This is a genomic window from Streptomyces sp. NPDC002853 (assembly GCF_053591915.1).
Map to the genome: position 1 here is coordinate 490,073 of NZ_JBSFUS010000007.1, position 23,955 is coordinate 514,027.

Annotated in this window: 20 protein-coding genes; 16 read left to right on the plus strand and 4 right to left on the minus strand. The window is 71.7% G+C overall.

The genetic code is table 11. From position 1 onward, the window contains the following. Positions 1-123: 123 nt before the first annotated feature. From ACWD02_RS21725 to ACWD02_RS21750, 6 genes are read left to right on the plus strand one after another with little or no spacing between them, the layout of a single operon-like run. Positions 124-1,269 (plus strand): ROK family protein, encoded by a 1,146-nt coding sequence (locus ACWD02_RS21725; protein WP_451213137.1) that lies wholly within the window; start codon positions 124-126, stop codon positions 1,267-1,269. Positions 1,270-1,291: 22 nt separating this feature from the next. Then, on the plus strand, positions 1,292-2,548 hold the full coding sequence (locus ACWD02_RS21730; protein WP_451213140.1) for an ABC transporter substrate-binding protein: 1,257 nt from the start codon (positions 1,292-1,294) through the stop codon (positions 2,546-2,548). After that, the gene (locus tag ACWD02_RS21735; protein WP_451213143.1) at positions 2,545-3,492 is read left to right on the plus strand and encodes a carbohydrate ABC transporter permease; all 948 of its coding nucleotides are present in this window, start codon (positions 2,545-2,547) and stop codon (positions 3,490-3,492) included. Before ACWD02_RS21730 ends, ACWD02_RS21735 begins: the two co-directional genes overlap by 4 nt. Beyond that, positions 3,485-4,339, plus strand: coding sequence for a carbohydrate ABC transporter permease (locus ACWD02_RS21740; RefSeq protein WP_451213146.1), 855 nt, complete (start codon positions 3,485-3,487; stop codon positions 4,337-4,339). Before ACWD02_RS21735 ends, ACWD02_RS21740 begins: the two co-directional genes overlap by 8 nt. Before the next feature lie 56 nt (positions 4,340-4,395). Further along, complete coding sequence (locus ACWD02_RS21745; protein ID WP_451213149.1) at positions 4,396-5,439, plus strand: Gfo/Idh/MocA family protein; 1,044 nt, start codon at positions 4,396-4,398, stop codon at positions 5,437-5,439. Beyond that, positions 5,436-6,446 (plus strand): Gfo/Idh/MocA family protein, encoded by a 1,011-nt coding sequence (locus tag ACWD02_RS21750; RefSeq protein WP_451213152.1) that lies wholly within the window; start codon positions 5,436-5,438, stop codon positions 6,444-6,446. The genes ACWD02_RS21745 and ACWD02_RS21750 overlap by 4 nt, the downstream gene beginning before the upstream one ends. A 17-nt stretch (positions 6,447-6,463) precedes the next feature. Here the strand turns inward: ACWD02_RS21750 and ACWD02_RS21755 are convergent, their stop codons facing one another. After that, on the minus strand, positions 6,464-7,858 hold the full coding sequence (locus ACWD02_RS21755) for a CAP domain-containing protein (protein ID WP_451213155.1): 1,395 nt from the start codon (positions 7,856-7,858) through the stop codon (positions 6,464-6,466). Positions 7,859-8,038: 180 nt separating this feature from the next. Here ACWD02_RS21755 and ACWD02_RS21760 point away from each other — a divergent pair, with 180 nt between their 5' ends. Further along, positions 8,039-9,406: a radical SAM protein gene (locus ACWD02_RS21760; protein ID WP_451213158.1), complete on the plus strand. Its 1,368-nt coding sequence runs from the start codon at positions 8,039-8,041 to the stop codon at positions 9,404-9,406. A 13-nt stretch (positions 9,407-9,419) separates the two neighbouring features. Here ACWD02_RS21760 and ACWD02_RS21765 read toward each other — a convergent pair whose 3' ends face one another. Then, a complete protein-coding gene (locus ACWD02_RS21765; RefSeq protein ID WP_451213161.1) occupies positions 9,420-10,049 on the minus strand; it encodes a TetR/AcrR family transcriptional regulator in 630 nt (209 codons plus the stop codon). Positions 10,050-10,131: 82 nt separating this feature from the next. Between ACWD02_RS21765 and ACWD02_RS21770 the strand changes: the two genes are divergently transcribed. From ACWD02_RS21770 to ACWD02_RS21785, 4 genes are all read left to right on the plus strand, one after another. Next, positions 10,132-11,172, plus strand: a complete 1,041-nt coding sequence (locus ACWD02_RS21770; protein WP_451213163.1) for a saccharopine dehydrogenase NADP-binding domain-containing protein — start codon at positions 10,132-10,134, stop codon at positions 11,170-11,172. Between the two features lie 5 nt (positions 11,173-11,177). Beyond that, a complete protein-coding gene (locus tag ACWD02_RS21775) occupies positions 11,178-12,074 on the plus strand; it encodes an NmrA family NAD(P)-binding protein (protein ID WP_451213166.1) in 897 nt (298 codons plus the stop codon). A 188-nt stretch (positions 12,075-12,262) separates the two neighbouring features. Beyond that, positions 12,263-13,000 carry an SDR family oxidoreductase gene (locus ACWD02_RS21780; RefSeq protein ID WP_451213169.1) on the plus strand — a complete coding sequence of 246 codons (738 nt, stop codon included), beginning with the start codon at positions 12,263-12,265 and terminating at the stop codon, positions 12,998-13,000. Positions 13,001-13,058: 58 nt separating this feature from the next. After that, positions 13,059-13,613 carry a GNAT family N-acetyltransferase gene (locus ACWD02_RS21785; RefSeq protein ID WP_451213171.1) on the plus strand — a complete coding sequence of 185 codons (555 nt, stop codon included), beginning with the start codon at positions 13,059-13,061 and terminating at the stop codon, positions 13,611-13,613. Positions 13,614-13,656: 43 nt separating this feature from the next. Here the strand turns inward: ACWD02_RS21785 and ACWD02_RS21790 are convergent, their stop codons facing one another. Further along, positions 13,657-15,186 carry an amino acid permease gene (locus ACWD02_RS21790; protein ID WP_451213174.1) on the minus strand — a complete coding sequence of 510 codons (1,530 nt, stop codon included), beginning with the start codon at positions 15,184-15,186 and terminating at the stop codon, positions 13,657-13,659. Between the two features lie 77 nt (positions 15,187-15,263). Further along, positions 15,264-16,256 carry a hypothetical protein gene (locus ACWD02_RS21795; RefSeq protein ID WP_451213177.1) on the minus strand — a complete coding sequence of 331 codons (993 nt, stop codon included), beginning with the start codon at positions 16,254-16,256 and terminating at the stop codon, positions 15,264-15,266. Between the two features lie 244 nt (positions 16,257-16,500). Here ACWD02_RS21795 and ACWD02_RS21800 point away from each other — a divergent pair, with 244 nt between their 5' ends. The 5 genes from ACWD02_RS21800 to ACWD02_RS21820 all read left to right on the plus strand — a co-directional run bounded on the left by ACWD02_RS21800 (position 16,501) and on the right by ACWD02_RS21820 (position 23,827). Continuing rightward, a complete protein-coding gene (locus ACWD02_RS21800) occupies positions 16,501-17,973 on the plus strand; it encodes an FGGY family carbohydrate kinase (protein WP_451213180.1) in 1,473 nt (490 codons plus the stop codon). Beyond that, positions 17,970-19,424, plus strand: coding sequence for an FAD-dependent oxidoreductase (locus ACWD02_RS21805; RefSeq protein WP_451213183.1), 1,455 nt, complete (start codon positions 17,970-17,972; stop codon positions 19,422-19,424). The genes ACWD02_RS21800 and ACWD02_RS21805 overlap by 4 nt, the downstream gene beginning before the upstream one ends. Continuing rightward, positions 19,421-20,644, plus strand: a complete 1,224-nt coding sequence (locus ACWD02_RS21810; protein ID WP_451213186.1) for an FAD-dependent oxidoreductase — start codon at positions 19,421-19,423, stop codon at positions 20,642-20,644. The genes ACWD02_RS21805 and ACWD02_RS21810 overlap by 4 nt, the downstream gene beginning before the upstream one ends. Before the next feature lie 303 nt (positions 20,645-20,947). Continuing rightward, positions 20,948-22,135 (plus strand): thiolase family protein, encoded by a 1,188-nt coding sequence (locus ACWD02_RS21815; protein WP_451213189.1) that lies wholly within the window; start codon positions 20,948-20,950, stop codon positions 22,133-22,135. Between the two features lie 126 nt (positions 22,136-22,261). Continuing rightward, positions 22,262-23,827, plus strand: coding sequence for a long-chain-fatty-acid--CoA ligase (locus ACWD02_RS21820; RefSeq protein ID WP_451213192.1), 1,566 nt, complete (start codon positions 22,262-22,264; stop codon positions 23,825-23,827). Positions 23,828-23,955 lie beyond the last annotated feature (128 nt).

A 23,955-nucleotide genomic window follows, 5' to 3' on the forward strand; every position in this document is an offset into this window, starting at 1 on the left:
GGCTTCGCGGAGGGGGTTCCCCGGCGGCCAGAGATATGCAAGTCTCCTCCCTAATCTCCGGGGCAAGCGGTTGACCCAATGGTCAACAGGGCTGCCCCGGCCTCGACATGAGGTGAAGAAGTGTTGCGGAACGGGACACGGGGGCACGATCTCGCCTCGCTGCGCCGGCTGAACACCACCGTCGTGCTGCGTGCCCTGCACCGCCGCAGCCCCCAGACACTCGCGGAACTCGCCGCCGGCACCGGGCTCTCCCGGCCCACCGTGGAATCCGCCGTCGAGGAACTGACCGCGCACGGCTGGGCGGGGGAGGCCGAGCGCGACGAGAGCGAGCGCACGCCGGGACGCCCCGCCCGGCGGTTCCGGTTCCGCGTGGAGGCGGGCCGCGTCGTGGGCGCCGACATCGGCCTGCACAAGATGGTGCTGCTCCTCGCCGACCTCGGGGGCACCGTGCTCGCCGTGCGGCGCGACGACATCGACCCGGAGCTGGGCGGAGCCCAGCGGCTCGACCTCCTGCGCAGGGGCCTCGAAGCCTTCCTGGACGCGCACTCCGTGCGGCGCGACGACATCCTCGCCCGCTGCGTGGGCGTACCCGGCGTCGTCGACGCGGGCGGCACCATCACCTCCCACGTGATACCCGAATGGTCCGGCGTCGACCTCGGTCGGCTCCTCGCCGACGGGGAGGCGGGGCACACTCTCGTCGAGAACGACGTGAACCTCGCCGTCCTCGCCGAGCGCTGGCAGGGCGCCGCCACCCTCGCGCACGACGTCGTCTGCGTCCTGACCGGTCACCGCGTGGCGTGCAGCCTCACCATCGGCGGGCGACTGCACCGGGGCAGGCGGGGCGGCGCGGGCGAGCTCGGCCTGCTGCCGCTGCTCGGCATGAACACCGCACAGGACGCGCTCGGCTGGAAGGGCGACCGGCGCTCCGGCGAGTCCGAGGTGGCCGCGCTCGCCCGCGCCGCGGACACCGGAGACCCCCGCGCTCTCGCGGCCGTCGCGGACTTCGCCGACCGCATCACGCCCGGCATCGCCGCCCTCGCCCTCGCCGTCGACCCGGAGCTCGTGGTGCTCACCGGCGGCGCGACCCCGCTCGGCGGCCATCTCGTGCCGCTCATCGAGGACCGGCTGCGCCCGCTGACCCTGCACGTCCCGCGCATCGCGCTGAGCACGCTCGGCGAACAAGGCGTCGCGATCGGCGCCGTACGCAAGGCACTTGACCGGGTCGAGTCCGATCTCCTGACGGATTCGGCCTCGGACCCGGCGCTCTGACCAGTCCTGAAGGGAGGCGCTCATGCGCAGGAGGACTCTGCTGTACGGAGCGATGGCGGCGCCCCTGCTCGCCGCCTGCTCCGGCGAGAGTGACGACGGCAAGGGGAGCGGTGGACGCACCACCCTCTCGTACGGGGTGTGGGACGTGGCCCAGGTGCCGGGCCTGCAGAAGGTGATCGACGCCTTCGAGAAGGAGAACCCCGGCATATCCGTGCGCATGGAGCTCACACCCTGGTCGAGCTACTGGACCACCCTCAAGACATCGATGCGCGGCGGCACGGCGCCCGACGTGTTCTGGATGAACGCGGTCAATCTTCAGCTGTACGCGTCCAGCGGCGTCCTTGAACCCCTGAGCGGACACATCAAGAGCGACCGGACCCCCGTGGACCGTCACCCCGATTCGCTCGTGAAGATCTACGCCTACCAGGGCACCCAGTACGGCATCCCGAAGGACTTCGACACCATCGGCCTCTGGTACAACAAGGCGCTCTTCGACAAGGCGGGCATCAAGTACCCGGACACCACGTGGACGTGGGACGACGTGCGCGACGCGGCCGCCGAACTCACCGACCCGCGCGAGCGCGTGCACGGCATGGCCGCCGAGATGGACCGCCAGGCCCAGCTCTACCCCGCCATCCACGGAGCGGGCGGCCACGTCCTCGAGGACGGGAAGTCGGGCTTCGGCGACGAGCGCTCCATCGAGGGCCTGCGCTACTGGACCGACATGATCGACCGCGGCTGGTCGCCGCCGCAGAGCGCGATGGTCGAGTCCAAGGCCCGCAACCGCTTCTGGTCGGAGAAGGCCGCCATGGTCTACGAGATATCCGCGTTCTCCGGGCAGTACCACGCCGTTCCCGCGCTCAAGGACCACGCGGGCGTCACCGTCCTGCCCAAGGGCCGGGAGCGGGCCACCATCATCCACGGGCTCGCCAACGTCATCTCCGCCAAGAGCCGGAAGAAGGCGGCGGCCTGGAAGTTCGTTCACTTCATGGCGGGCCGCGAGGCCGCGGAGATCCAGGCGTCGGCAGGCATCACCATCTCCTCGTACGAAGGGACGCAGGACGCCTGGCTCAAGTCGATGCCCGAGTTCGACCTGAAGCACTACATCGAGATGCTGGAGTACGCCGTGCCGTACCCGAGCTCGAAGAACACCGCGGTCTGGGAGAACCTCCAATACCCGCTCCTGGGAGCCGCGTTCAGCGGGAAGGGCGGCATCGAGAGCGCCGCACGCACCCTGGGCGAACAGATGGACCGGGCCCTGAAGGAGGAGCGCGCATGATGAGTGTCTTTCCCTCCACGGCGGCAGCGAAGAAGGCGAGCCGCACCAGGCAGGCATCCGGCGCCGTACCCAAGTCCCGTAACCAGCGTGCCGCTTACCTCTTCATCGCGCCGCTCGGCATCGGCTTCGCCGTCTTCTACTTCTGGCCGCTGCTCCAGACCTTCTACTTCAGCTTCACCGAGTTCGGGGCCTTCGGCGGCAACACCTGGATCGGCACGGACAACTACGTGCGCGTGCTCAAGGACGTCACCGTCTGGCAGGCGCTGGGCAACACCCTGATCTACTGCGCCATCGGGCTGCTCGCCCTGCCGGTCGCGATCGGTGTCGCGGCCCTGCTCAACCGGCGCGGACTGCGCGGTGTCCCGGTCTACCGCGCCCTGTACTTCGTCCCGTTCGTCACGCTGCCCGTCGCCGTCGGTCTCGTCTGGAACTGGCTCTACAACGGCGACTACGGACTGATCAACGAAGTCTTCGAGTGGTTCGGCGCGGACCGCCGCTACTGGGTCTCCGACCCCTCGACCGCCGTCTACGCGATCGGCACCGTCATGGTCTGGTCGACCACCGGCTACTACTTGATCATCTTCATGGCGGGCATCAAGGGCATACCGCAGGACTACTACGAAGCCGCGGAACTGGACGGCGCCGGGCCGGTGCGCCGCTTCCTCACGATCACGCTGCCGCTGCTCAGCCCCACGATCTTCTTCGCGTCCATCATCTGCATGATCAACTCGCTGCAGACCTTCGACCTGATCTACATCATGATGGCCGAGAAGAACCCGGCGATCGGCGACACCCAGTCCGTGGTGAGCCTCTTCTACAAATGGGCCTTCGTCGAGAACGCCCAAGGCGCCGCCGCCGCGCTCGCCTTCCTGCTCATGCTGATCATCGCGGCACTGACGCTGGTGCAGTTCAGGCTGCAGAAGAGGTGGGTGCACTATGCGTAAGTCCGCCGTACGGACCACGAGCCGTCGCCGCCCCGACGCGGGATCGGTCGCCACCCACGCGGTGCTCTCCCTCGGCGCCCTGGTGATGGTCTTCCCCTTCCTGTGGCAGCTGCTCACGGCCGCCAAGTCCCTCGCCGAGACGGCGAAGGTGCCGCCGACCTTCCTGCCCGACACCTGGAACTGGTCGAGCTTCGAAGAGGTCTTCAGCGCACTGCCGTTCAAGGAAATGCTGTTCAACAGCGCCCTCAACACCGTGGGGCGCACGGTCGGTCAGCTGGTGTTCTGCTCACTGGCGGCCTACGCCTTCGCCCGCATGCAATTCCGGGGCCGCAACGTCCTGTTCGCGGTCTTCCTGTCCGTCCTCATGGTGCCGAGTTCGCTGCTCGTCCTGCCGCAGTACGACATCATCCAGCGGCTCGGCCTGCTCAACTCGGCGCCCGCGCTGTTCCTGCCGGGCATGTTCAGCGCGTTCGGAACCTTCATGCTGCGCCAGTTCTTCCTCACGCTGCCCAAGGAACTGGAGGAAGCCGCGCGCATCGACGGAGCGGGTTCCTTCCGCGTCTTCTGGTCGATCATGCTGCCGCTGGTGCGGCCCGCGCTCGCGGCTCTCGCCGTCATCACCGCGATGTGGTCGTGGAACGACCTCCTGTGGCCGCTGATCGTCAACACCGACCCGCAGAAGATGCCCATCAGCGCCGGACTGACCTCGCTGGAGGGCCAGTTCGAGACCAACTACCCCGTGATGATGGCTGGTTCGCTCATCGCAAGCCTGCCCATGCTCCTCGTCTACGTCTTCCTGCAGCGGCACTTCGTGCAGAGTGTCGCGCTTTCCGGCTCCAAGAGCTGACTCCAGCCCCTTCGACGAGCCACCCCTGCCAGGAACCAGGAAAGGTAACTTCCTTCATGCGACCGCTTCACATCGGCCTGATCGGCGCGGGCGGCATAGCCCGCGCCCATCTCCCCGGCTGGCTGGAACTGGGTGCGCGCGTCAGCGTCCACACCGTCGACGGCTCGGCGGAGAAGCTCGCCGCCGAGGGCCGCGGGGTCACCGCGGTGGCGGGCCTCGGCGAACTGCTCGCGGACTGCACGGCCGTCGACATCTGCACCCCCACCCCGACCCACAAGGAACTCGCCCTCGCGGCCGTCGCGGCGGGCCGCCACGTCATCTGCGAGAAGCCCCTCGCACTGAACACGCGGGACGCCGAGGAGATCGCGGCGGCCGCCGAAGCGGCGGGTGTGCGGCTGCATCCCGCCCACGTCGTGCGCTACTTCCCGGCGTACGCGGCGATGCAACAAGCAGTTTCCCGCGGGGAGTTGGGGGACCTCGCGGTGCTGCGCTTCACGCGCGGCGGGGCACGTCCGCAGTGGGCGTCCTGGTTCGGTGACCCCGCCATGTCCGGCGGCGTCATCATGGACCTGATGGTGCACGACATCGACATCGCACGCTGGATCGCGGGCGACGTGGTTCGCGTGCACGCGCAGACCCGAGGCGTCGAACACGCCACGGGCGACGCCCGGGCCGAGGTCGTGTCGGCGACCGCCGTCCTCACCCACGCCTCCGGCGCGATCAGTCACATCACCGGGCTCTGGGGCCTCCCGGACCAGCGGTTCCGTACGACGTTCCGCGTCGCGGGCGGCGACGGGCTGCTGCGGCACGACTCCACGACCGTGCCGGGCTACCGGATCACCGCGCAAGGGGTGCGCGCGGCCAACGAGGGCATCCCGTCGAGCCCGATGACCGAGAGCCCCTACCTCTCCGAGCTGCGGGAGTTCGCGGCTTCCTGGGAAGAGGGTGGCCCGGAGCCGCGGGTGGGCACGCGGGACGGGATCGAGGCGGTGCGGATCGCCGAGGCGGCCGTCGAGTCGAGCCGTACGGGCCGGGCCGTCGAGATCACAGCGAGCCGGGCGTCAGCGGTCCGGACGGTCATCCAGGAGGTCACGCGATGAAGGTCGCCGTTCTGTCGTTCGCCCACGTCCATGCCGCCGGGTACCTGCGGCTCCTTGCCCGGACGCCGGGTGTCGAGGTGATCGGCAGCGATCCGGAGAGCGGGTCGGGCGCGCCCGGTGAGGTGCGGGGGCGCGCGTTCGCCGAGGAGCGGGGGGTCGCGTACGTGGAGACGTACGAGGAAGCTTTCGCCTGGGGTCCCGACGCGGTGATCGTCTGCTCCGAGAACGCGCGGCACCGTCCGCTGGTGGAACTCGCCGCGTCCCACGGCGTCGACGTCCTGTGCGAGAAGCCGCTGGCCACGACGGTCGAGGACGGGGAGGCGATGCTCGCGGCGTGCCGGGAGGCCGGAGTGCGGCTCGCCGTCGCCTTCCCGGTCCGCTTCAGCCCGGCGTACGCGGCCGTCAAGGCGGCCGTCGCGTCGGGAGAGGTGGGCCGGGTACTGACCGTGTCCGGCGCGAACAACGGCTCCATGCCGAGCTCGCGGCGCTGGTTCGCCGATCCCGAACTGGCGGGCGGTGGCGCCCTGATGGACCACACGGTGCACATAGCCGACCTCCTCGACGATCTCTTCGGCGACGCCCGCCCCGTCGACGTGTACGCCCAGACGAACAACCGCATGTACGAGGGCGAGGTCGACGCCGAGACCAGCGGTCTGGTCACCGTGACCTACGACAACGGCTCGGTGGCCACGATCGACTGCAGCTGGTCGCACCCTCGCTCGCACCACTCCTGGGGCGGGCTCGAACTCACCGTGGTGGGCGAGCGGGCGACCCTGGAGATGGACGCCTTCGACCAGGCGGTCCACGGCTACAGCGAACGCCGGGGGCAGGGCCTCGAACTACCCTTCGGCGCCGACCTGGACGAACGGATGCTGCGGGCCTTCCTGTACGGCCCGGAGCAGGGCGGCATGGACGTGGCCGACGGAGAGGGCGGCCTGCGCACGCTGAAGATCGTGACGGCGGGCTACGCGTCGGCCCGGAGCGGGGTTGCGGTGGCGGTGGGCTGAGCCCCGCCCCCTGTGGGTCACCCTCCGAACAGCTGCGTCCAGTACGTTCCCGCCGAGCCGCCGCCCGCGAAGCCGACGCCGAGGTGGGTGAAGGAGGGCTTGAGGATGTTGGCCCGGTGGCCGGGGCTGTTCATCCAGCCGTCCACCACCTCGGCGGGCGTGCGCTGCCCGCAGGCGATGTTCTCGCCGATCGCGCGGTGCGTGCTGCCCGCGGCGGAGGCTCGGTGCCAGGGTTCGCCGCCGTCGGGCGAGGTGTGGGAATAGAAGGCCCGGGTCACCATGTCCGCACTGTGGGCCTGCGCCGCCACGGTCAGGAGCGGGTCGGGGGCCAGGGGCCGCAGGCGCGCGGCGGTCCGCTCGGCGTTGGTGAGGCGGAGCACCGCCGCCACCCACTCCGCGAGGCCCTGCGTGCTGAAGGGCGCGGCCCACAGCGCCGTCCAGTAGATGTCGCCCGAGCGCGCGTCGGCGGTGTGGCCCACCCCGACGTGCGTGTAGGCGCGGCTCCGCACCGTCAGCCGTGACTGCTCGCCGGAGAGGCAGTACTCCACGAAATCGGCGGCCGAACGAGGTCCGGAGACCAGATGCTCGCCGATGGCCAGATACGCGTACCCGCCCGCGACGACCCGCTGGTAGAGGGACGTGCCGTCCGCATGCTCCGAGCTGAGTGTGGACCGCGCCGCCATCCCGGCGGCGTGCGCGCTCGCGGCGGCGGTCAGCCGGGCATCGAGGGTGACCGGCGGCGCACCCACCGAGCCGCGAGCGGCGTTGACCAGCGAAAGGAACCCATCGGGGGCGGCCGGACCGGAGGACGCCGGCAGTCGGGGGCCGGAGGAGAAGCCCGGCCGTGGCCCGGAACCGGAAGGGGAGCCCGGCCGCACACCGGAACGAGCGCCCGGCCCGATTCCGCTGGCCCCCTGCGCCCCCGGCGTCTCCTCCTCCGAAACGTCCACCCCGAAGTCGCGTGCCACCCCCGCGAGCCCGTCCGCGTACCCCTGGCCGAGTGCCCGCAGCTTCCACCCGGAACCGCGGCGGTAAATCTCCGCGAGCAGCAGCACCGTCTCGCGGTCGGGACGCGGCGGTGTGAAACGCGCCACCAGCCCGCCGCCGGGCCCGTGCACCTGGAGCGCGATGCCGGGCAGGCGCCCCAGTGGTGTGCCCGGCTCGGCGGGGCTCACGGCCACGGTGACGCGGCTCGCACCGGCCCGCAGGCGCCGCCCGTCGACCGTGACCGTGTCACCCTGGAGCCGGGCGCCGGACGTGGCGGGCTGGTTGTAGAAGACGAAGTCGCCGTCGCCCGCGACCTTCCCGCTGTCGCCCGTGACGATCACGGACAGGTCGAAGGGGCCGGGCACCCGCAGGGTGACGGCACCGTCGGGCAGCGGCACGTTCCCCCCGGCAACCAGCTCGTTCATGCAGGGACAACGCGGGGCCCGCACCGTCAGGTTCCCGCCGCGCGGGGACGGAGCGGGAGGGACCGCCGAAGGGCGGAGGGCGGCTGAGACCGGAGGCGGATCCGCGCCGGAAAAGCCGCGTATTAGCGTGGGGGTCACGGGAAAGCACAATTCACCGACAGGATCCGAGGTGCCCGGCAGATGGCAAGCCGCAGCGAGAGCCGTACCCAGCTCGTAGAGGGACTCATGGAGCGGTTCCCGCAGGTGCCGCGAGAGGCGGTGATCAAGGAGGACCTGCTCAGGGGCGGGATGGCGTTCGACGAGTCCGCGCTCAGTGACAACGAAGGCGGCGAGGTCAAGCCGAAGTCGTACTTCATCTTCTCCTTCGACCACAGCACCCTGCCCGAGCTCGGCGCCGCCGCCCTGCGCCGCCCGCCGGAGGAGATCGTCCTCACCGGCGGCCCGTACGACCTGCGCCGCACGGTCGTCTCGGTCCGCGTGAACCCCTCGTCGCCCTATCGCGTCGCCGCCGGCGACGACGGCGTACTGGGCCTCTACCTGGACGGCGTGCGCATCTCCGACGTGGGTCTGCCGCCGATGCCGGACTACTACCGGCACACGCTGGAGAACGGCAAGTCCGTCATGGAGGTGGCCCCCACCATCCAGTGGGGCTACCTGATCTACCTGACGGTCTTCCGCGTCTGCCAGTACTTCGGCGCCAAGGAGGAGTGCGGGTACTGCGACATCAACCACAACTGGCGCCAGCAGAAGGCGGCGGGCCGCCCCTACACGGGCGTGAAGCCGATGGACGAGGTCCTCGAAGCCCTCGCCATCATCGACAAGTACGACACCGCGAAGTCCTCCACCGCGTACACGCTCACCGGCGGCGCCATCACCTCGAAGCTCCAGGGCAAGGACGAGGCCGACTTCTACGGCCAGTACGCGAAGGCCATCGAGGAGCGCTTCCCCGGCCGCTGGATCGGCAAGGTCGTCGCGCAGGCCCTCCCCAAGGAGGACGTGCAGCGCTTCCACGACTACGGCGTGCGGATCTACCACCCCAACTACGAGGTGTGGGACCCGTACCTCTTCGAGCGCTACTGCCCCGGCAAGGAGCGCTACGTCGGCCGTGACGAGTGGCACCGCCGCATCCTGGACTCCGCCGACGTCTTCGGGCCGCGCAACGTCATCCCGAACTTCGTGGCGGGCGTGGAGATGGCGGAGCCGTTCGGGTTCAAGACGGTCGGCGAGGCCATCGACTCCACCGTCGAGGGCCTCCAGTTCTTCATGTCGCGCGGCATCACGCCCCGCTTCACCACCTGGTGCCCGGAGCCCACGACACCGCTGGGCAAGGCGAACCCGCTGGGCGCGCCGTTGGAGTACCACGTGCGGCTGCTGGAGGCGTACCGCGCCACGATGGAGGCCAACGGCCTTTCCTCGCCTCCTGGTTACGGCCCCGCGGGTCCGGGACGCGCCGTGTTCTCCGTCTCCTCCTTCATGGACAGCCTGGCGCCGGACGAGGCCGCCCCCGAGGACCGCGTGACCGGGAACGTCGTCCCCGGGAAAGCCTAGTTTCGAGAAGGGCTCAGTTCCCGGGCGCGGCCAGCGCCGAAAGCAGACGTTCGGCCTCCGCCGTCACCGAGGTGAGGGCGGAGGCCGGGTCGGGCGAGCGGGCCAGGAGCATGCCCGCCTCGCACAGCGCGCCGAACATCAGCTGACAGCGCACGTCCAGGTCCCCGCCGCCGAAGTGCCCCGCGTCCGCCGCCGTACGCATGCCGTCCGTCAGCACCCGCAGCGTGTGCGCGTACTCGATCTCGCGGACGCCCTCCCAGCCGAGGACGGAGGGCGCGTCGAGCAGCACGATCCGCCGGAACCCGGGGTCGAGGCAGTGCTCCAGGAAGCGCCGGCAGCCGCGTCGCAGCGCGGACCAGGCGTCGGGCTCCTCGGCCGCGGCGCGCTCCAACTCCGCCGCGATCTCCTCCTGTTCGCGGACGAACACCGCCCGGAAGAGATCGGCCTTGCCCCGGAAGTGGTGGTAGGCCGCGCCCTTGGTGACCCCGGCGGCGGCTGCCACGGCGACGATCGAGGTCGTCGCGTATCCGTCCCGGCCGAAGAGCCGTTGCGCCGCGGTGATCAGCTGCCCGGTGGTCGCGCCGGAGCGTTCCGCCTGTGTGCGGCGGGCAGTTGATCGCGCTGACGGCACTGAGGGGATCACGACCGGCTCCTCTTGACGAACATACTCAGGGTACGTAGGTTCCGCACCAGTTGCATACCTTCGGTATGAAAGCGAGTCGAGCATGACAAAGCCGCTCTTCGCGATCTACGGAGCCTATGGCCACACCGGACGCCTCGTGGCCTCCGAACTCCGCGCCAGAGACGCGGAGTTACTCCTCGTCGGCCGCGACACCGCAGCGTTGCAGGCGCTGGCCGACGAACTCGACGCGGGGCGGCGGGTGCGCACCCGCACCGCCTCCGTGAACGACACCACGGCCCTGCGCGAGGTGATGACCGCCGCCGACGTACTCATCCAGTGCGCGGGCCCCTTCGCGATCACCGGCGCTCCCGTCGCCGCCGCGGCGGCGACGGCGGGCTGCCACTACATCGACCACGCCCTCGAACCCCACCACGTGAAAGGCGTCTTCGACACCGCGCAGGCCGCCGCACAGCGCACCGGCGCCGTCATGATCCCCGGCCTCAGTTTCTACGGCGGCCTCGGTGACCTCCTGGCGGGAGCGGTGTCGGACGGCATCGCGGGCATCGACCGGATCGTCGTCGCGTACGCGGTGAACGGCTGGCGGCTCACCACCGGCGCCAAGAACACCGCGACCCACCTCTTCGCCGAGACCGAACGCCTCACCTTCGAGGGCGGCGCCCTGCACGCGGGCTACGTCGAGCCCCGCAACGCCGTCTTCCCCTTCCCGCCTCCGCTCGGCCCGCGTTCGATGATCGCTCCGTTCCCGTCGAGCGAGGTCGTGACGGTGCCGCGTCATGTCCCCGTCCGCGCCATCGACCTGATGCTCAGCACCAGCGCCTTCGAGGCCGAGGAGGCGTTCGAGAGCGAGCACATCGACGCCGCGGAACGCGCGGCCACCGACTTCACCGTGGCCGTCCAGGCGATGTGGGAAGGAGGCAGCGCGGCAGGGCAGTTGACGGGCCGCGACCTGTGGCGGGCCGGAGCGCTCGCCTCGGTGGAGGGCGCGACGCGGATCGCGGAGGGCAGGGGCCCGACGAAGACAGGTGTCCTCGCACCGGGCGAGGCGTTCTCGGCGGAGCCGTTCCTGCGGGATCTGGAACGCCAGGGCGCGTTCACGCTCACGCTGCGACGCGGGGAGGCGTGAGCGGGATGCCTCGGACGTCATCGACAACGGACGAGCCGATCCTTGTCACCGGAGCCGCGGGAGGGCAGCAGGGTTCCACCGGCCGCCATGTGGTGCGGCTGCTGCTCGATCGCGGCCAGGCGGTACGTGCCTTCGTGCGCACCGACGACGACCGCGCCGCCGGGCTGCGGGCCCTGGGCGCGGAGGTGGTCGTCGGGGACCTGCGCGAGATCACGGACGTGCTCGCGGCGGTGCGGGGCGTGCGCCGGGCCTTCTTCACCTATCCGGTGACCGACGGCCTGCTGGAGGCGACCGGTGCCTTCACGGCCGCCGCCCGACGGGAGGGCCTCGAACGCGTCGTCGAGGTGTCCCAGCTCGCGGCGGCCCCGGACGCGGGGACACCACGGATGCGGCAGCACTGGGTCGCCGAGGAGGTCTTCGACCGGGCCGGGATCGGGGCGGTGCACCTGCGCGCCGGGGTCTTCTTCGAGAACCTGGACTTCCTGGTGCGCGCGGGCGGCGGCCACGAGCTCGCGATGCCGCTGGGCCCCCTGGACACGGTGCTTCCGCTGATCGCTGGGGAGGACGTGGCGCGGGTCGGCGCGGGGCTCCTCGCCGATCCGGTGCCGGACTGCCCGGAGCCGGTGGTGCTGCTCACCGGGCAGGTCCTGAGCGTGGGGGAGGCCGTGGAGACCTTCGGCGGCGGCCTGAAGTACGTGGACGTGCCACCGGAGGAGTGGCGTGAGCGGGCGATGTCCCTGTACGGGGACACGCACGTGGTGGCCCACCTGGACAAGCTGTGGGAACTGTTCCGCCTGATCGGCTCGCACCACGAGCTGTATCAGGTGACGGAGGCGATCGAGCGGTTCGGGGGCCGCCCTCCGGGGACGCTGCGGGAGTTCGTGCGGGGCCGTCGGGGCTGAGTGTTTCAGCCCGTCCGGCGTTCGAGGACGAACTCGGCTCGAGGACGAACTCGGCGAAGCCGGTGATCGACGGCAGCCGAAGCCCCCCGCGCCGGAACGGGCTTTCGGGAAGGGGCGGGGTGGGGAATGATCGATCAAACGCTCGGGCAGCAACCCTGTCCAACCCATGCCCCATACCCGGAGGAAACGTGCAGCACCACCCCGTCACGATAGTGACCGGCGGCAGCCGCGGCATCGGCGCGGCCATCTCCACCCGCCTCGCCAAGGACGGCCACCACATCGCCCTCGGCTACCACTCCGATGCCGATGCCGCCGAGAAGGTGGCCGCGGAGGTCCGCGCGACAGGCGCCCGCTGCGTCACCGTCCGCATGGACACCGCCGACGAGGCGGACGTCGACCGCCTCTTCGAGACCGCGGCCGCGGAACTCGGTCCGGTGACGGGGCTGGTGAACAACGCCGGGATCGGCGCCCCGGTGGGCCCCCTCGCGGACGCCGACGTCGCCGCCATGCGCCGCGCGCTCGAAGTGAACGTACTCGGCTACCTGCTCTGCGCGCGCCGCGCGATCCGCGACATGCGGCGGACCGGCGCCGGCGGCGGCATCGTGAACATCTCCTCCGCGGCGGCGACCCTCGGCGCCCCGGGCGAGTACGTCCACTACGCCGCCGCCAAGGGAGCCGTCGACACGATGACCGTCGGCCTGTCGAAGGAGGTCGCGGCGGACGGCATCCGCGTCAACGCGGTCGCGCCGGGCGTGATCTGGACCGAGTTCCACGCGGACCCGGAGCGTCCGGCGAAGCTCGCCGGGGCCATCCCCCTGGGACGCTCGGGCCACCCCGACGAGATCGCGGCGGCCGTCGCGTGGCTGCTCTCGGCCGAGGCGTCCTACGCGACCGGGACGATCCTGCGGGTCGCCGGCGGAAGGTGAGCCACCCCGCGTGCGCCGGCCGGGCGCGCGTGTCCGTCGCGATCCCTAGGCTTGGCGCATGATCACCGCATCCGCCCGCATCACCCCGGACGTCGTCATGCGCCCCGCCAGGCCTGAGGACGCCGGAGGTCTCGCGCACGCCCGGCTGCGCAGCCGCGCGCATCTGGAGCCGTGGGAACCCAGCAGACCCGAGGACTACTTCACCCGGCAGGCGCAAGCGGCCCGGCTCCGCGCCCAGCTCGAGGAGTGCCGGGCCGGGCGTACGGCTCCCTGGGTCCTCGACCGTGACGGGGACATCGTCGGCTCGGTCACCCTGTCCAACATCGTCCTCGGCCCGCTGCGCAGCGGGAATCTCGGCTACTGGACCGACGTGGACCACGTCGGCCGCGGCCTCGCCACCGCCGCCGTCAGGCAAGCCTGCGCCCTCGCGGACACCGAGCTCGGCCTGCACCGCGTGGAGGCGGGCACGCTCCTCGACAACGTGCCATCGCAGCGCGTCCTCACCAAGTGCGGCTTCGAGGAATTCGGGGTCGCGCCCAAGTTCCTGCACATCAACGGCGCCTGGCGCGACCACCGGCTCTTCCAGCTGATCCTCAACGACCGCACCCCCTGAGGCGATCCCAGGGGGTGCGGCCGTCCGGACGACATGCAGGCGTCTAGACGATGTCCTCCGCGATCTCCGCCTGCTCCCGCTCCGACCCGTACGCGGACGGCGTGCTGTAGGAGCGCCGCGCCACGAACCACCACACCGTGGCGAGGGTCAGCACCACGACGAGAGCGATCGACGCGTAGTTCATCGTGTCGACGGTCACCGGCGAGACCTGCGGCAGGCAGAACAGGACCGTCACGAACGTCACCCAGATCACCGCGATCCAGCCGATGGGCTTGCTCCAGCGGCCCAGGTTCCACGGGCCGGGCTCAAAGCGGTCGCCCGCCCGCAGCCGAAGGTAGATCGGGATGGCGTACGCGGGCGTGATGCCGATGACGTTGATGGCGGTGACGGCCGTGTACGCGGTCGTCGAGTACAGCGACGGCAGGGCGATGACCGCGGCAAGGCCGACCGAGAGCCACACCGCCGGCACCGGGACCTGGGTGCGGGAGCTCACCTTGCGCCACACCTTGGAGCCCGGCAGCGCGTTGTCGCGGCTGAACGCGAACACCATCCGGCTCGCCGCCGCCGTCTCGGCGTTGCCGCAGAACAGCTGCGCCACGATCACGATGAGCAGCAGGGCCGTCGCGCCGGACTCGCCGATGGCGTCGATCATGATCTGTGCCGGCGGCACCCCGGTCTCGGTGTTCTGGGTGCCCGCGTAGTCCTGGATCGCGAACGTGAGACCGGCGAGCAGCACGAACCCGGCTATCCAGGACGCCCAGATGGCACGCACGATGCCGCGTGCCGCGGTCACCGAGGCGTTGGAGGTCTCCTCCGACAGGTGGGCGGAGGCGTCGTACCCGCAGAAGGTGTACTGCGCCAGGAGCAGACCGATCGCCGTGACGTAGAGCGGGTTGTCCCACCCGGTGTCGTTGACGAACTCGCCGAAGACGAACCCGGGCGACTGGTGGTGGTCGGGCACGATCGCGAGGACGCCGACGATGACGGCGACACCGGCCACGTGCCACCACACGCTGATGGAGTTGAGCAGGCTCACCAGACGCACGTTGAACAGGTTCAGCACGGCGTGCAGGAGCAGGATGCAGAGGAAGATCAGGAAGGTCTTCTCCGGTGTCGGCGTGAAGCCGAACTTCAGGTTCAGGAACGCCCCGGAGAAGAGCGCGGCGCCGTAGTCGATGCCGGCTATCGCGCCGAGCAGCCCGAGCAGGTTCAGCCAGCCGGTGTACCAGCCCCAGCGTCGGCCGCCGAGCCGGTCGGCCATGTAGTAGAGGGCACCCGAGGTCGGGTACGCGCTGGTGACCTCGGCGAGCGCCAGGCCCACGAAGAGCACGAAGAGGCCGACGCCTGCCCAGCCCCAGAGCATCACGGCCGGGCCGCCGGTGCCGAGCCCGAAGCCGTACAGGGTCATGCAGCCGGAGAGGATGGAGATGACGGAGAAGCTGATGGCGAAGTTGCCGAAGCCGCCCATCCGACGTGCCAGGACCGGCTGGTAACCGAGCTCCCTGAGCCGTTGTTCCTCGTCGGGCAGTGGGGCCGCGGTCGAGTCGGGACTCGACCAGGTGGTGCGGGACACGGATGTACCTCCGTCGGGGAGCGGTGGACCGGGGAGCTGGTGGTGCTGATTGCGGTGGATCGTGCCGAGGAGGGTGCTCAGCCCTGATCCGGTACGGCGCTCAGACAGCGCGCACGTGCCTGTGTGAATGCCTCGGCCGCCGCGTCCGCGTCGCCGGGCGAGCGCGTGCGGTACGTCCATGGCGCCACGGTGTAGAAGGGGTCAAGGACCTCGAAGACCCGTGCTGCGTCCGCGAATTGATGTGCGCCCCACAACGCGTGGGCGACGTGGCTGAGGTCGAGGAGCGAGGTGGCCGCGGGCCGGGTGTGCTCGAACCACAGGTGCAGCGCGCGCTGGGCGGAGCGGGTCGCGTCCTCCCCGATCCAGTGCAGGTCCAGGGCGCGTTCGGCGCCGCCGTCCTTGCGGTACCGCTCGACGCGCACATACAGGGGCAGTACGTGCAGCGCGGAGCCCGCGGGCGCCGAACCGGACGCCCAGTGGGCGAAGTTGACCGCTTCGGTGAGCGGTCCTCCGGGGCGCCGGGTGTACGCGAACTGCAGCATCCGGTGGTAGGCCTCGCGGTTGCCGGGGTCCCGCTTGTCGGCCTCGGCGAGGAGATGCCAGGGGCCGGGGAAGAGCATCGGCTCGGGGGCGGGCACCCGGTGTTCGTCCCAGCGCTGCCCCTTGTCGAGCTGCGCGAGGGCGAGCAGGCAGACCCACGGCACGGGGTCCTCGGGGGAAGCGTCGATCGTGGCTCCGCAGGCCGCTGCCGCCTCGCGCCACAGTTCGTTGGTGTGGCGGTGCCCGGCGCGATGGGCCCGCAGGGTCCGCTCGACCAGGACCCTGGTGTGCAGCACGGATGCCGCGGCGCTGCGCGGTTCCTCGGCCCGCCAGGTGCTGACCACGTCGGAACCGGCGACGGCGGCGGCGAGGATCTGGGTGCGCTGCGTCCAAAGACCCCAGTCGGGTGTCGAGTCGAGCAGGGTGCGCGTCGACACCCAGCGACCTGTCTTGAGGTCCTGGAGTACGGCGCGCAACTGTTCGTCGTGGCCCGCCGGGTGGTACACGGGGCGGCCTGACGGAGTGGGCATGAATCCTCTGTGGGGGCAGAGCGGGGCGGGCGGGGGGTGAACTGGCGTGTGCGGGAGTGATGTTGTTTGTTCGGCGGTCAGTGTAGATCTGTAACTTCCGTTTACAGGGCGGTTCGTGGATCTTTTGGGATCGCATTGCGAACAACTCGGCGCGCCGGTTGGCAATTTGAGGAAAAGTCAGTCGTATGCCGCCCCGCGAAGGGGACTCTTGACGCCTTCCTGGGCGCTGTAGCAGGCTTCCGCGGTGATCACCAACGGCAGCGGACCGCGCGGCGAGGCTGTCCTCGCCATCGACCAGGGCACGTCCGGCACGAAGGCTCTCGTCCTGTGTCCGGAGCGCGGGGTGATCGGTTCCGGTGCCGCGCCCGTACGCCCGCGCCACCTCCCCGGCGGCCGGGTGGAGGTCGATCCGGCGGCGCTCCTCGCCTCGGTCGTCGACGCCGGACGCCGCGCACTCGCGGACGCCGGGGAGCCGGTCGCCGCCGTCGGCCTCGCCAACCAGGGCGAGACGGTGCTCGCGTGGGATCCCGCCTCAGGGCGCCCGCTGACCGAGGCGATCGTCTGGCAGGACCGCCGCGCGGAGCCGCTCTGCACGGAACTCGCCCCCCACGCCGCCGAGTTGAGGCAGCTGACAGGGCTCCCCCTGGACCCGTACTTCGCCGCGCCGAAAATGGCATGGATACGCCGCCACCTCACCCGGGAGGGCGTCGTCACCACCAGCGACGCCTGGCTGGTCCACCGGCTCACCGGCGAGTTCGTCACCGACGCGGCGACCGCGGGACGCACCCAGCTCCTCGACCTGGACGCCGCCACGTGGGCGCCGCGCGCCCTTGACGTCTTCGGCCTCGCCGACGAGCGGCTGCCCCGGGTCGTCGACGCGGCGGGCCCGGTCGGAACCACGAAGGCATTCGGCCCCGAACTCCCGCTGACCGGCCTCCTCGTCGACCAGCAGGCCGCGCTGCTCGCCCAGGACGTGACCGAACCGGGCACCGCCAAGTGCACCTACGGCACCGGCGCGTTCCTGCTCGCCCAGACCGGCTCCCGCCCGCGCCGTGGCGACTCCGGTCTGGTCAGCTGTCTCGCCTGGCGTCTCGCGGGGGAGAGCAGCTACTGCCTCGACGGGCAGGTCTACACGGCCGCGTCCGCGGTCCGCTGGCTCACGGACCTCGGCGTGATCGAGGGGGCGGCGGACCTCGACCTGGTCGGCTCGTCGGTGGCGGACACGGGCGGCGTCACCTTCGTGCCCGCGCTCGCCGGGCTCGCGGCGCCCTGGTGGCGCGGCGACCTGCGCGGTTCGATCACCGGGCTCGGCCTCGACACGGCCCCCGGCCATCTGGTCCGCGCCCTGTGCGAGGGCGTCGCGGCCCAGGTGGTCTCCCTCGCCGACGCCGTGGCCGCGGACCTGGGCGAGCCCCTGACGAGCCTGCGCGTCGACGGCGGCCTGACGCGCTCGGCCCTCCTGATGCAGACCCAGGCCGACCTCCTCCAACTCCCCGTGGAGGTATCGGCGTTGCCCGACGTCACCGCCCTGGGTGTGGGGGCCGTCGCCCGCATGGGCCTCGATCCCGGGCTCACGGTGCGGGACGCCGTCCCCCGGTGGCAGCCCGCCGCCGTGTACGAGCCGAAGATCGACGCCACGCGAGCCGCCGAGCGCCTCGGAGGGTTCCGCTCGGCGGTCGACACCTTGCTCGACCGCGCGCCCGCCCCCTCGTCATGAGCGTCACCACCAAGGGCCCACTGCCGTCCGCGCCCTACGACGTGACCGTCGTCGGCGCCGGGGTGGTCGGCTCGGCCATCGCCAGGGAGCTCGCCAGGCACCGCCGCCTCCGCGTCGCCCTGATCGAAGCCTCCGGCGACGTGGGCGACGGCACGTCGAAGGCCAACACCGCGATCCTGCACACCGGCTTCGACGCCGTGCCCGGCTCCCTGGAGGCCCGCCTCGTACGCGAGGGCAGCCGCCGCCTGGCCGCTTACGCAGCAGAGTCGGGCATCCCCGTCGAGCCCGTCGGAGCGCTGCTCATCGCCTGGGACGAGGAACAACGTGCCGCGTTGCCGGGCCTGTTGCAAAAGGCGGAACGCAACGGCTACGACAAGGCCCGCATCATCGACGCCGCCGAGGTGCGGTCCCGTGAACCGCACCTGGGTGCAGGCGTGTTGGGGGCGCTCGACGTCCCCGGCGAGTCGATCATCTGCCCCTGGACGACGACACTCGCGTACGCCACCCAAGCCGTGCGCGGGGGAGTGGACCTGCACCTCAACTGCGAGGTGCGGCAGGCCGGTCCAGCACGATCGCCGGACGAAGGCTCCACCTGCCACGAACTGACCACACCCCGCGGTGCCGTACGCACCCGCCACCTCATCAACGCCGCGGGCCTGCACGCCGACGCGCTCGACCGGCGACTGCTCGGCCGCGGCGAGTTCACCGTGACCCCGCGCCGCGGCCAGCTCATCGTCTTCGACAAGCTCGCCCGTGACCTGGTCAGCCATATCCTGCTGCCGGTGCCGACGGCGCTCGGCAAGGGCGTGCTCGTGGCGCCGACCGTGTACGGGAACGTCCTTCTGGGCCCCACCGCCGAGGAGTTGGACGACAAGAGGGCCACGGGAACCACCGAGGACGGCCTCGCCGGACTGCGCGCCAAGGGCCGACGCATCCTGCCCGCGCTCCTGGACGAGGAGGTCACCACGGTCTACGCGGGGCTGCGGGCGGCCACCGAGCACGACGACTACCAGATCCACGCCTCCCCGGAGGAGCGGTACATCACCGTCGGCGGCATCCGGTCCACGGGCCTCACCGCGTCGATGGCGATCGCGGAGTACGTCGTGGGCCTGCTCGCCGAGACCACGGGTCCTGACCTCGGCCTCGACCTGGCGGCCCCCGACGACCTGGACCCGGTGCGCATGCCGAACCTGGGAGAAGCCTCCCCCCGCCCCTACCAGCGCGCCGATCTCATCGCCACCGACCCCGCGTACGGCAGCATCGTCTGCCACTGCGAGCGGGTGACCCGCGGGGAGATCAGGGACGCCCTCATCAGCACCGTTCCGCCCGGATCACTGGACGGACTGCGGCGGCGGACCCGTGCGCGGGGCGGTCGCTGCCAGGGGTTCTACTGCGGGGCCGCCGTACGGGAACTCTTCGACGGCTGGGGCGAGTCGGGGGTGGCGCGATGAGACGGCAGCGGAGCGTGGACGTACTCGTCGTGGGCGCGGGCCCCGCGGGGCTCGCCGCGGCCGCGCGCCTCGCCGCTGCGGGCGCGGGCACGGTGGAGGTCCTGGAGCGGGAGGCGCGGGCCGGCGGGGTGCCGCGCCACTGCCACCACGGCGGGTTCGGGCGGTGGGGAATGACGGGGCCGCAGTACGCGGAGCTCCTCGTCGAGGCCGCACTCGGCGCCGGAGCGGCCGTGCGGACCGGGGTGAGCGCCACCGGCTGGGCCGGGCCGCTGACCGTGGACACGACCGGACCGCACGGCCTGGAGCGGATCACCGCGCGTGGCGTGGTCCTGGCCACGGGCGCGCGGGAAAGACCGCGGACGGCGCGGCTCGTGCCGGGGACGCGCCCGGCGGGGGTCTTCACCACGGGAGAGCTGCAGCAAGCGGTCAACATCTACCGGCAGGAGATCGGGACCCGCGCGGTCGTCGTCGGCGCGGAGCCGGTGAGTTACGCGGCGCTGACCGCTCTGCGGCGCGCGGGCGTGGAGGCCGTCGCGCTCGTCACCAAGGAGGCGCGGGCCCAGGTGGGCCGGGGCAGGGCCGCGGCCGCCCGGCTCGGGTTCCCCTCCGTGCCGCTGCTGACCGGGGCTTCGGTGGCCGAACTCCTGGGCCACGGAAGGCTGTCGGGAGTGCGGCTGCGGCGGCACGACGGGCGGGAGCGCGTGCTCGCCTGCGACACGGTGGTGTTCACCGGTGACTTCGTCCCCGACCACGAGCTGGCCCGGCGCGGGGGTGTGCCCCTCGACCCCGGGACGCGGGGCCCGGCGGTGGACGCCTCGTTCCGCACCGCGTCACCGGGGGTCTTCGCGGTGGGCAGCGGGGTGCACGCGGTGGAGCCGGCGCGGGTGGCCGCCGGGGAGGGTGCGCGGGTCGCGGCCTCCGTGCGAAGGCATCTCGGGGGCGCGGGGTGGCCTGTCGACGCGGTGCCGGTCGTGGCCGACTCCCCGCTGTGCTGGGTGGCTCCGAACCGGCTCGTTCCGGATGCTCCGGGCAGCCGCTTCGTGCTGCGCTCGGCGGAGGCTTTGACCTGCCCCGTTCTGGTGGTGACGCAGGACGGGCGGCACTTGCACCGGCAACGGGTGCGGCGGAGGGTGCTGCCCGACCAGGGGGTGTATCTCTCGGGGGGCTGGACCGGGAGGGTGGATGCGGGGGGCGGTCCGGTGCGGGTGACGGTCGGGTAGGGCATTTTTCTGCCCCCGGCCCCGCCCCCTCCCGAAACTCGCTGCGCGAGGGCCTGCTCGACCGCCTGAGGGGCTGAAAGACATGTCCGGACCGGTGAGAAATCCAGCCTGTCCGGCGTTTGCGGAGGAACTCGGCGAAGCCGGTGATGACGGCAACAAGACCCCCGCGCCGAGCGGGTTCTCGGGAAGGGGCGAGGTCGGGGAAGGAAGACCGCTCTTCCGCCCAGCGCGGCCTCGCCGTAGACTAAAACTAGCAGCGCTAATTTACGTAATGCTGAACCGCAAACGATCCGGAGCCGTATCGTGCGCCCAGTCCACTTCGCCGCAGCCCGCCGCACCCCCATCGGCAAGCTCCGCGGCACCCTCTCCTCCGTCCGCCCGGACGACCTCGCCGCCACCGTCGTACGGGGCCTGCTCGCCGGCACACCCCAGCTGGACCCCGCCCGGATCGACGACATCTACTGGGGCGCCGCCAACCAGGCGGGCGAGGACAACCGCAACGTGGCCCGGATGGCCGCCCTCCTCGCCGGCCTCCCGGACTCGGTGCCCGGCGCCACCGTGAACCGCCTCTGCGCCTCCGGCATGGAAGCCGTCACCGCCGCCGCCCGCACCATCGCCTCCGGCGAGGCCGACGTCGTCCTCGCGGGCGGCTCCGAGTCGATGAGCCGCGCCCCCTTCGTCCTGCCCCGCCCCGACGAAGCACTGCCGCACAAGATGGAGACCGCCGACACCCGCCTGGGGTGGCGCCTGGTCAATCCCGCCATGAAGGACCTGCACGGCGTCCTCGCCATGGGAGAGACCGCCGAGGAGGTCGCGGGACGCCACGGCGTCTCCCGCGAACGCCAGGACACCTTCGCCCTCCGCAGCCACCAGCGGGCCGCCGAGGCCCGCAAGAACGGCCACTTCGACGACGAGATCCTCCCCGTCACACTGCCCGACGGCACCCTCGTCGAGCGCGACGAATGCATCCGTGAGGACACCTCGTACGAGAAGCTCAGCGGCCTGCGTCCCGTCTTCCGCAAGGGCGGCACCGTCACCGCGGGCAACGCCTCGCCGATGAACGACGGCGCGGCAGGACTCCTCCTCGTCAGCGAGGAGGCCCTGAACGACCTCGGCCTCGAATCCCTCGGGCGGTACGTCGCGGGTGCCTCCGCCGGTGTGCACCCGGACGTCATGGGCATCGGACCCGTACCCGCCACCCAGAAGGCACTCACCCGCGTCGGCTGGACCATCGGGGACCTCCAGGAGGCCGAGTTCAACGAGGCGTTCGCGGCCCAGGCGCTCGCCTGCGTCGACGCCCTGGGCATCGACCCGGAGCTGGTGAACCCGACCGGCGGCGCCATCGCCATCGGCCACCCCCTCGGCTGCTCCGGCGCCCGCATCCTGACCACGCTGGTGCACCGCATGCGCCGCACCGGAGCGGCCCGCGGCCTCGCCACGATGTGCGTGGGCGTCGGCCAGGGCAGCGCGCTGCTCGTCGAGCGCGACTGAGCCACCGACCGACCACCACCCCCTCACCCCCGCCTCCGCGTCACCCCCGCCTGCGCGTCACCCCCGCCTCCCCGCCACCCGTACCGCCGCGTCACCCGTACCGCCGCATGGAATCGGAGCACCCCCATGGCCACGCTGTCCCTCGCCGTGATCCTCGCCGAGCCCGCCCGCCGCCGGCCGGACCGCACCGCCCTCGTCGAGGGTGAACTGCGGCTCACCTTCGGCGAGTTGTGGGAGCAGGCCCGTAGGCAGGCCGCGGCCCTCGTGGGGCTCGGAGTGCGGCCCGGGGACCGCGTGGCCCTGATGGCGCCCAACACCGCGGAGTTCCCCCGCGCCTACTACGCGATCCTCGCCGCGGGCGGCGTCGTCGTCCCCGTACACCTGCTCCTGTCGGCGGAGGAGGTCGAGCAAGTCCTGCGGGACAGCGGCGCCACCCTGCTCCTTTGTCACCCCGCGCAGGCCGAGACGGGCAAGACCGCTGCCGCCGCCACGGACGTACGGATGCTGACCCTCGGCGGGGACGGCGAGCTGGAGACCCTGGCGGGCGCAGCCGAGCCCCTGACCAGCTACGTCACCCGTGAGGCCGACGACCCCGCCGTCGTCTTCTACACCAGCGGCACCACGGGCGTCCCCAAGGGCGCCGTGCTCAGCCACTTCAACCTGGTGATGAACGCGACCGTCTGCGCCTTCGACGCCCATGACGTGCGCGACGACGACATCGCGCTCGGCGCGCTCCCGCTCTTCCACGCGTTCGGCCAGACCGTCTCCATGAACGCGACCTGGCGCGCGGGCGCGACGCTCGTCCTGCTGCCGCGCTTCGACGCCGCGCGGGCGATCGAGTTGATGGCGAGGGAGGGCGTCAACACCTTCCACGGGGTGCCGACGATGTACGTGAACCTCGTGACTGCCGCGGCCGCGGCCGCCGCCTCTGGGTCCCGCTCCGGCTCCGCCCCCGCCTCCGCCTCCGCCTCCGAACTGCCCGAGCTGCGGCTCGCGGTCTCCGGTGGCGCCTCGCTGCCCGTGGCCGTACTCGAACGCTTCGAGGAGGCTTTCGGCGTACCGGTCTACGAGGGCTACGGCCTCTCCGAGACCTCGCCCACCGCCTCCGTGAACCAGCCCGTCTTCGGCACCAAGGCGGGCAGCATCGGCCACCCGCTGTGGGGCGTCGACGTGGAGATCGCACGGGCCGACGTCGAGGGGCGGATCGAACTGCTGCCGACGGGGGAGCTGGGTGAGGTCGTGGTCCGCGGCCACAACGTGTTCTCCGGCTACCTGGGGCGCCCCGAGGCGACCGCCGAGGCCGTCGTCGACGGCTGGTTCCGCACCGGCGACCTCGGGACCAAGGACGCCGACGGGTTCCTGGCCATCGTCGACCGCAAGAAGGACGTCATCATCCGCGGCGGCTTCAACGTCTATCCGCGCGAGGTCGAAGAGGTGCTCATGCGCCACCCGGACGTCGCGCACGTCGCCGTGATCGGTCTGCCCGACGACGTGCACGGCGAGGAGATCTGCGCCGTCGTCGTCGCGGCGCCTGGCGCGGCCCCGGACGCCGCGGGCATCACCGAGTGGTCCAAGGAGCACCTGGGCCGCCACAAGTACCCGCGCCGCGTGGAGTTCACCGACGAACTGCCGCTCGGCCCCAGCATGAAGGTCCTGAAGCGGGAGCTGCGGGTCACTTACAGCGGGGCTTGAGGCCGGTCTGCCCGGTCGTCGTGGGTGTGGCGGGGGGCCCGGTCGTCCTGGGTGCCCTGGGCCCTGGGTGTCCCGGTCGTCCTGGGTGCCGCGGGTGCCCCGGGCGTCCTGGCGTCCAGGATGTGGCC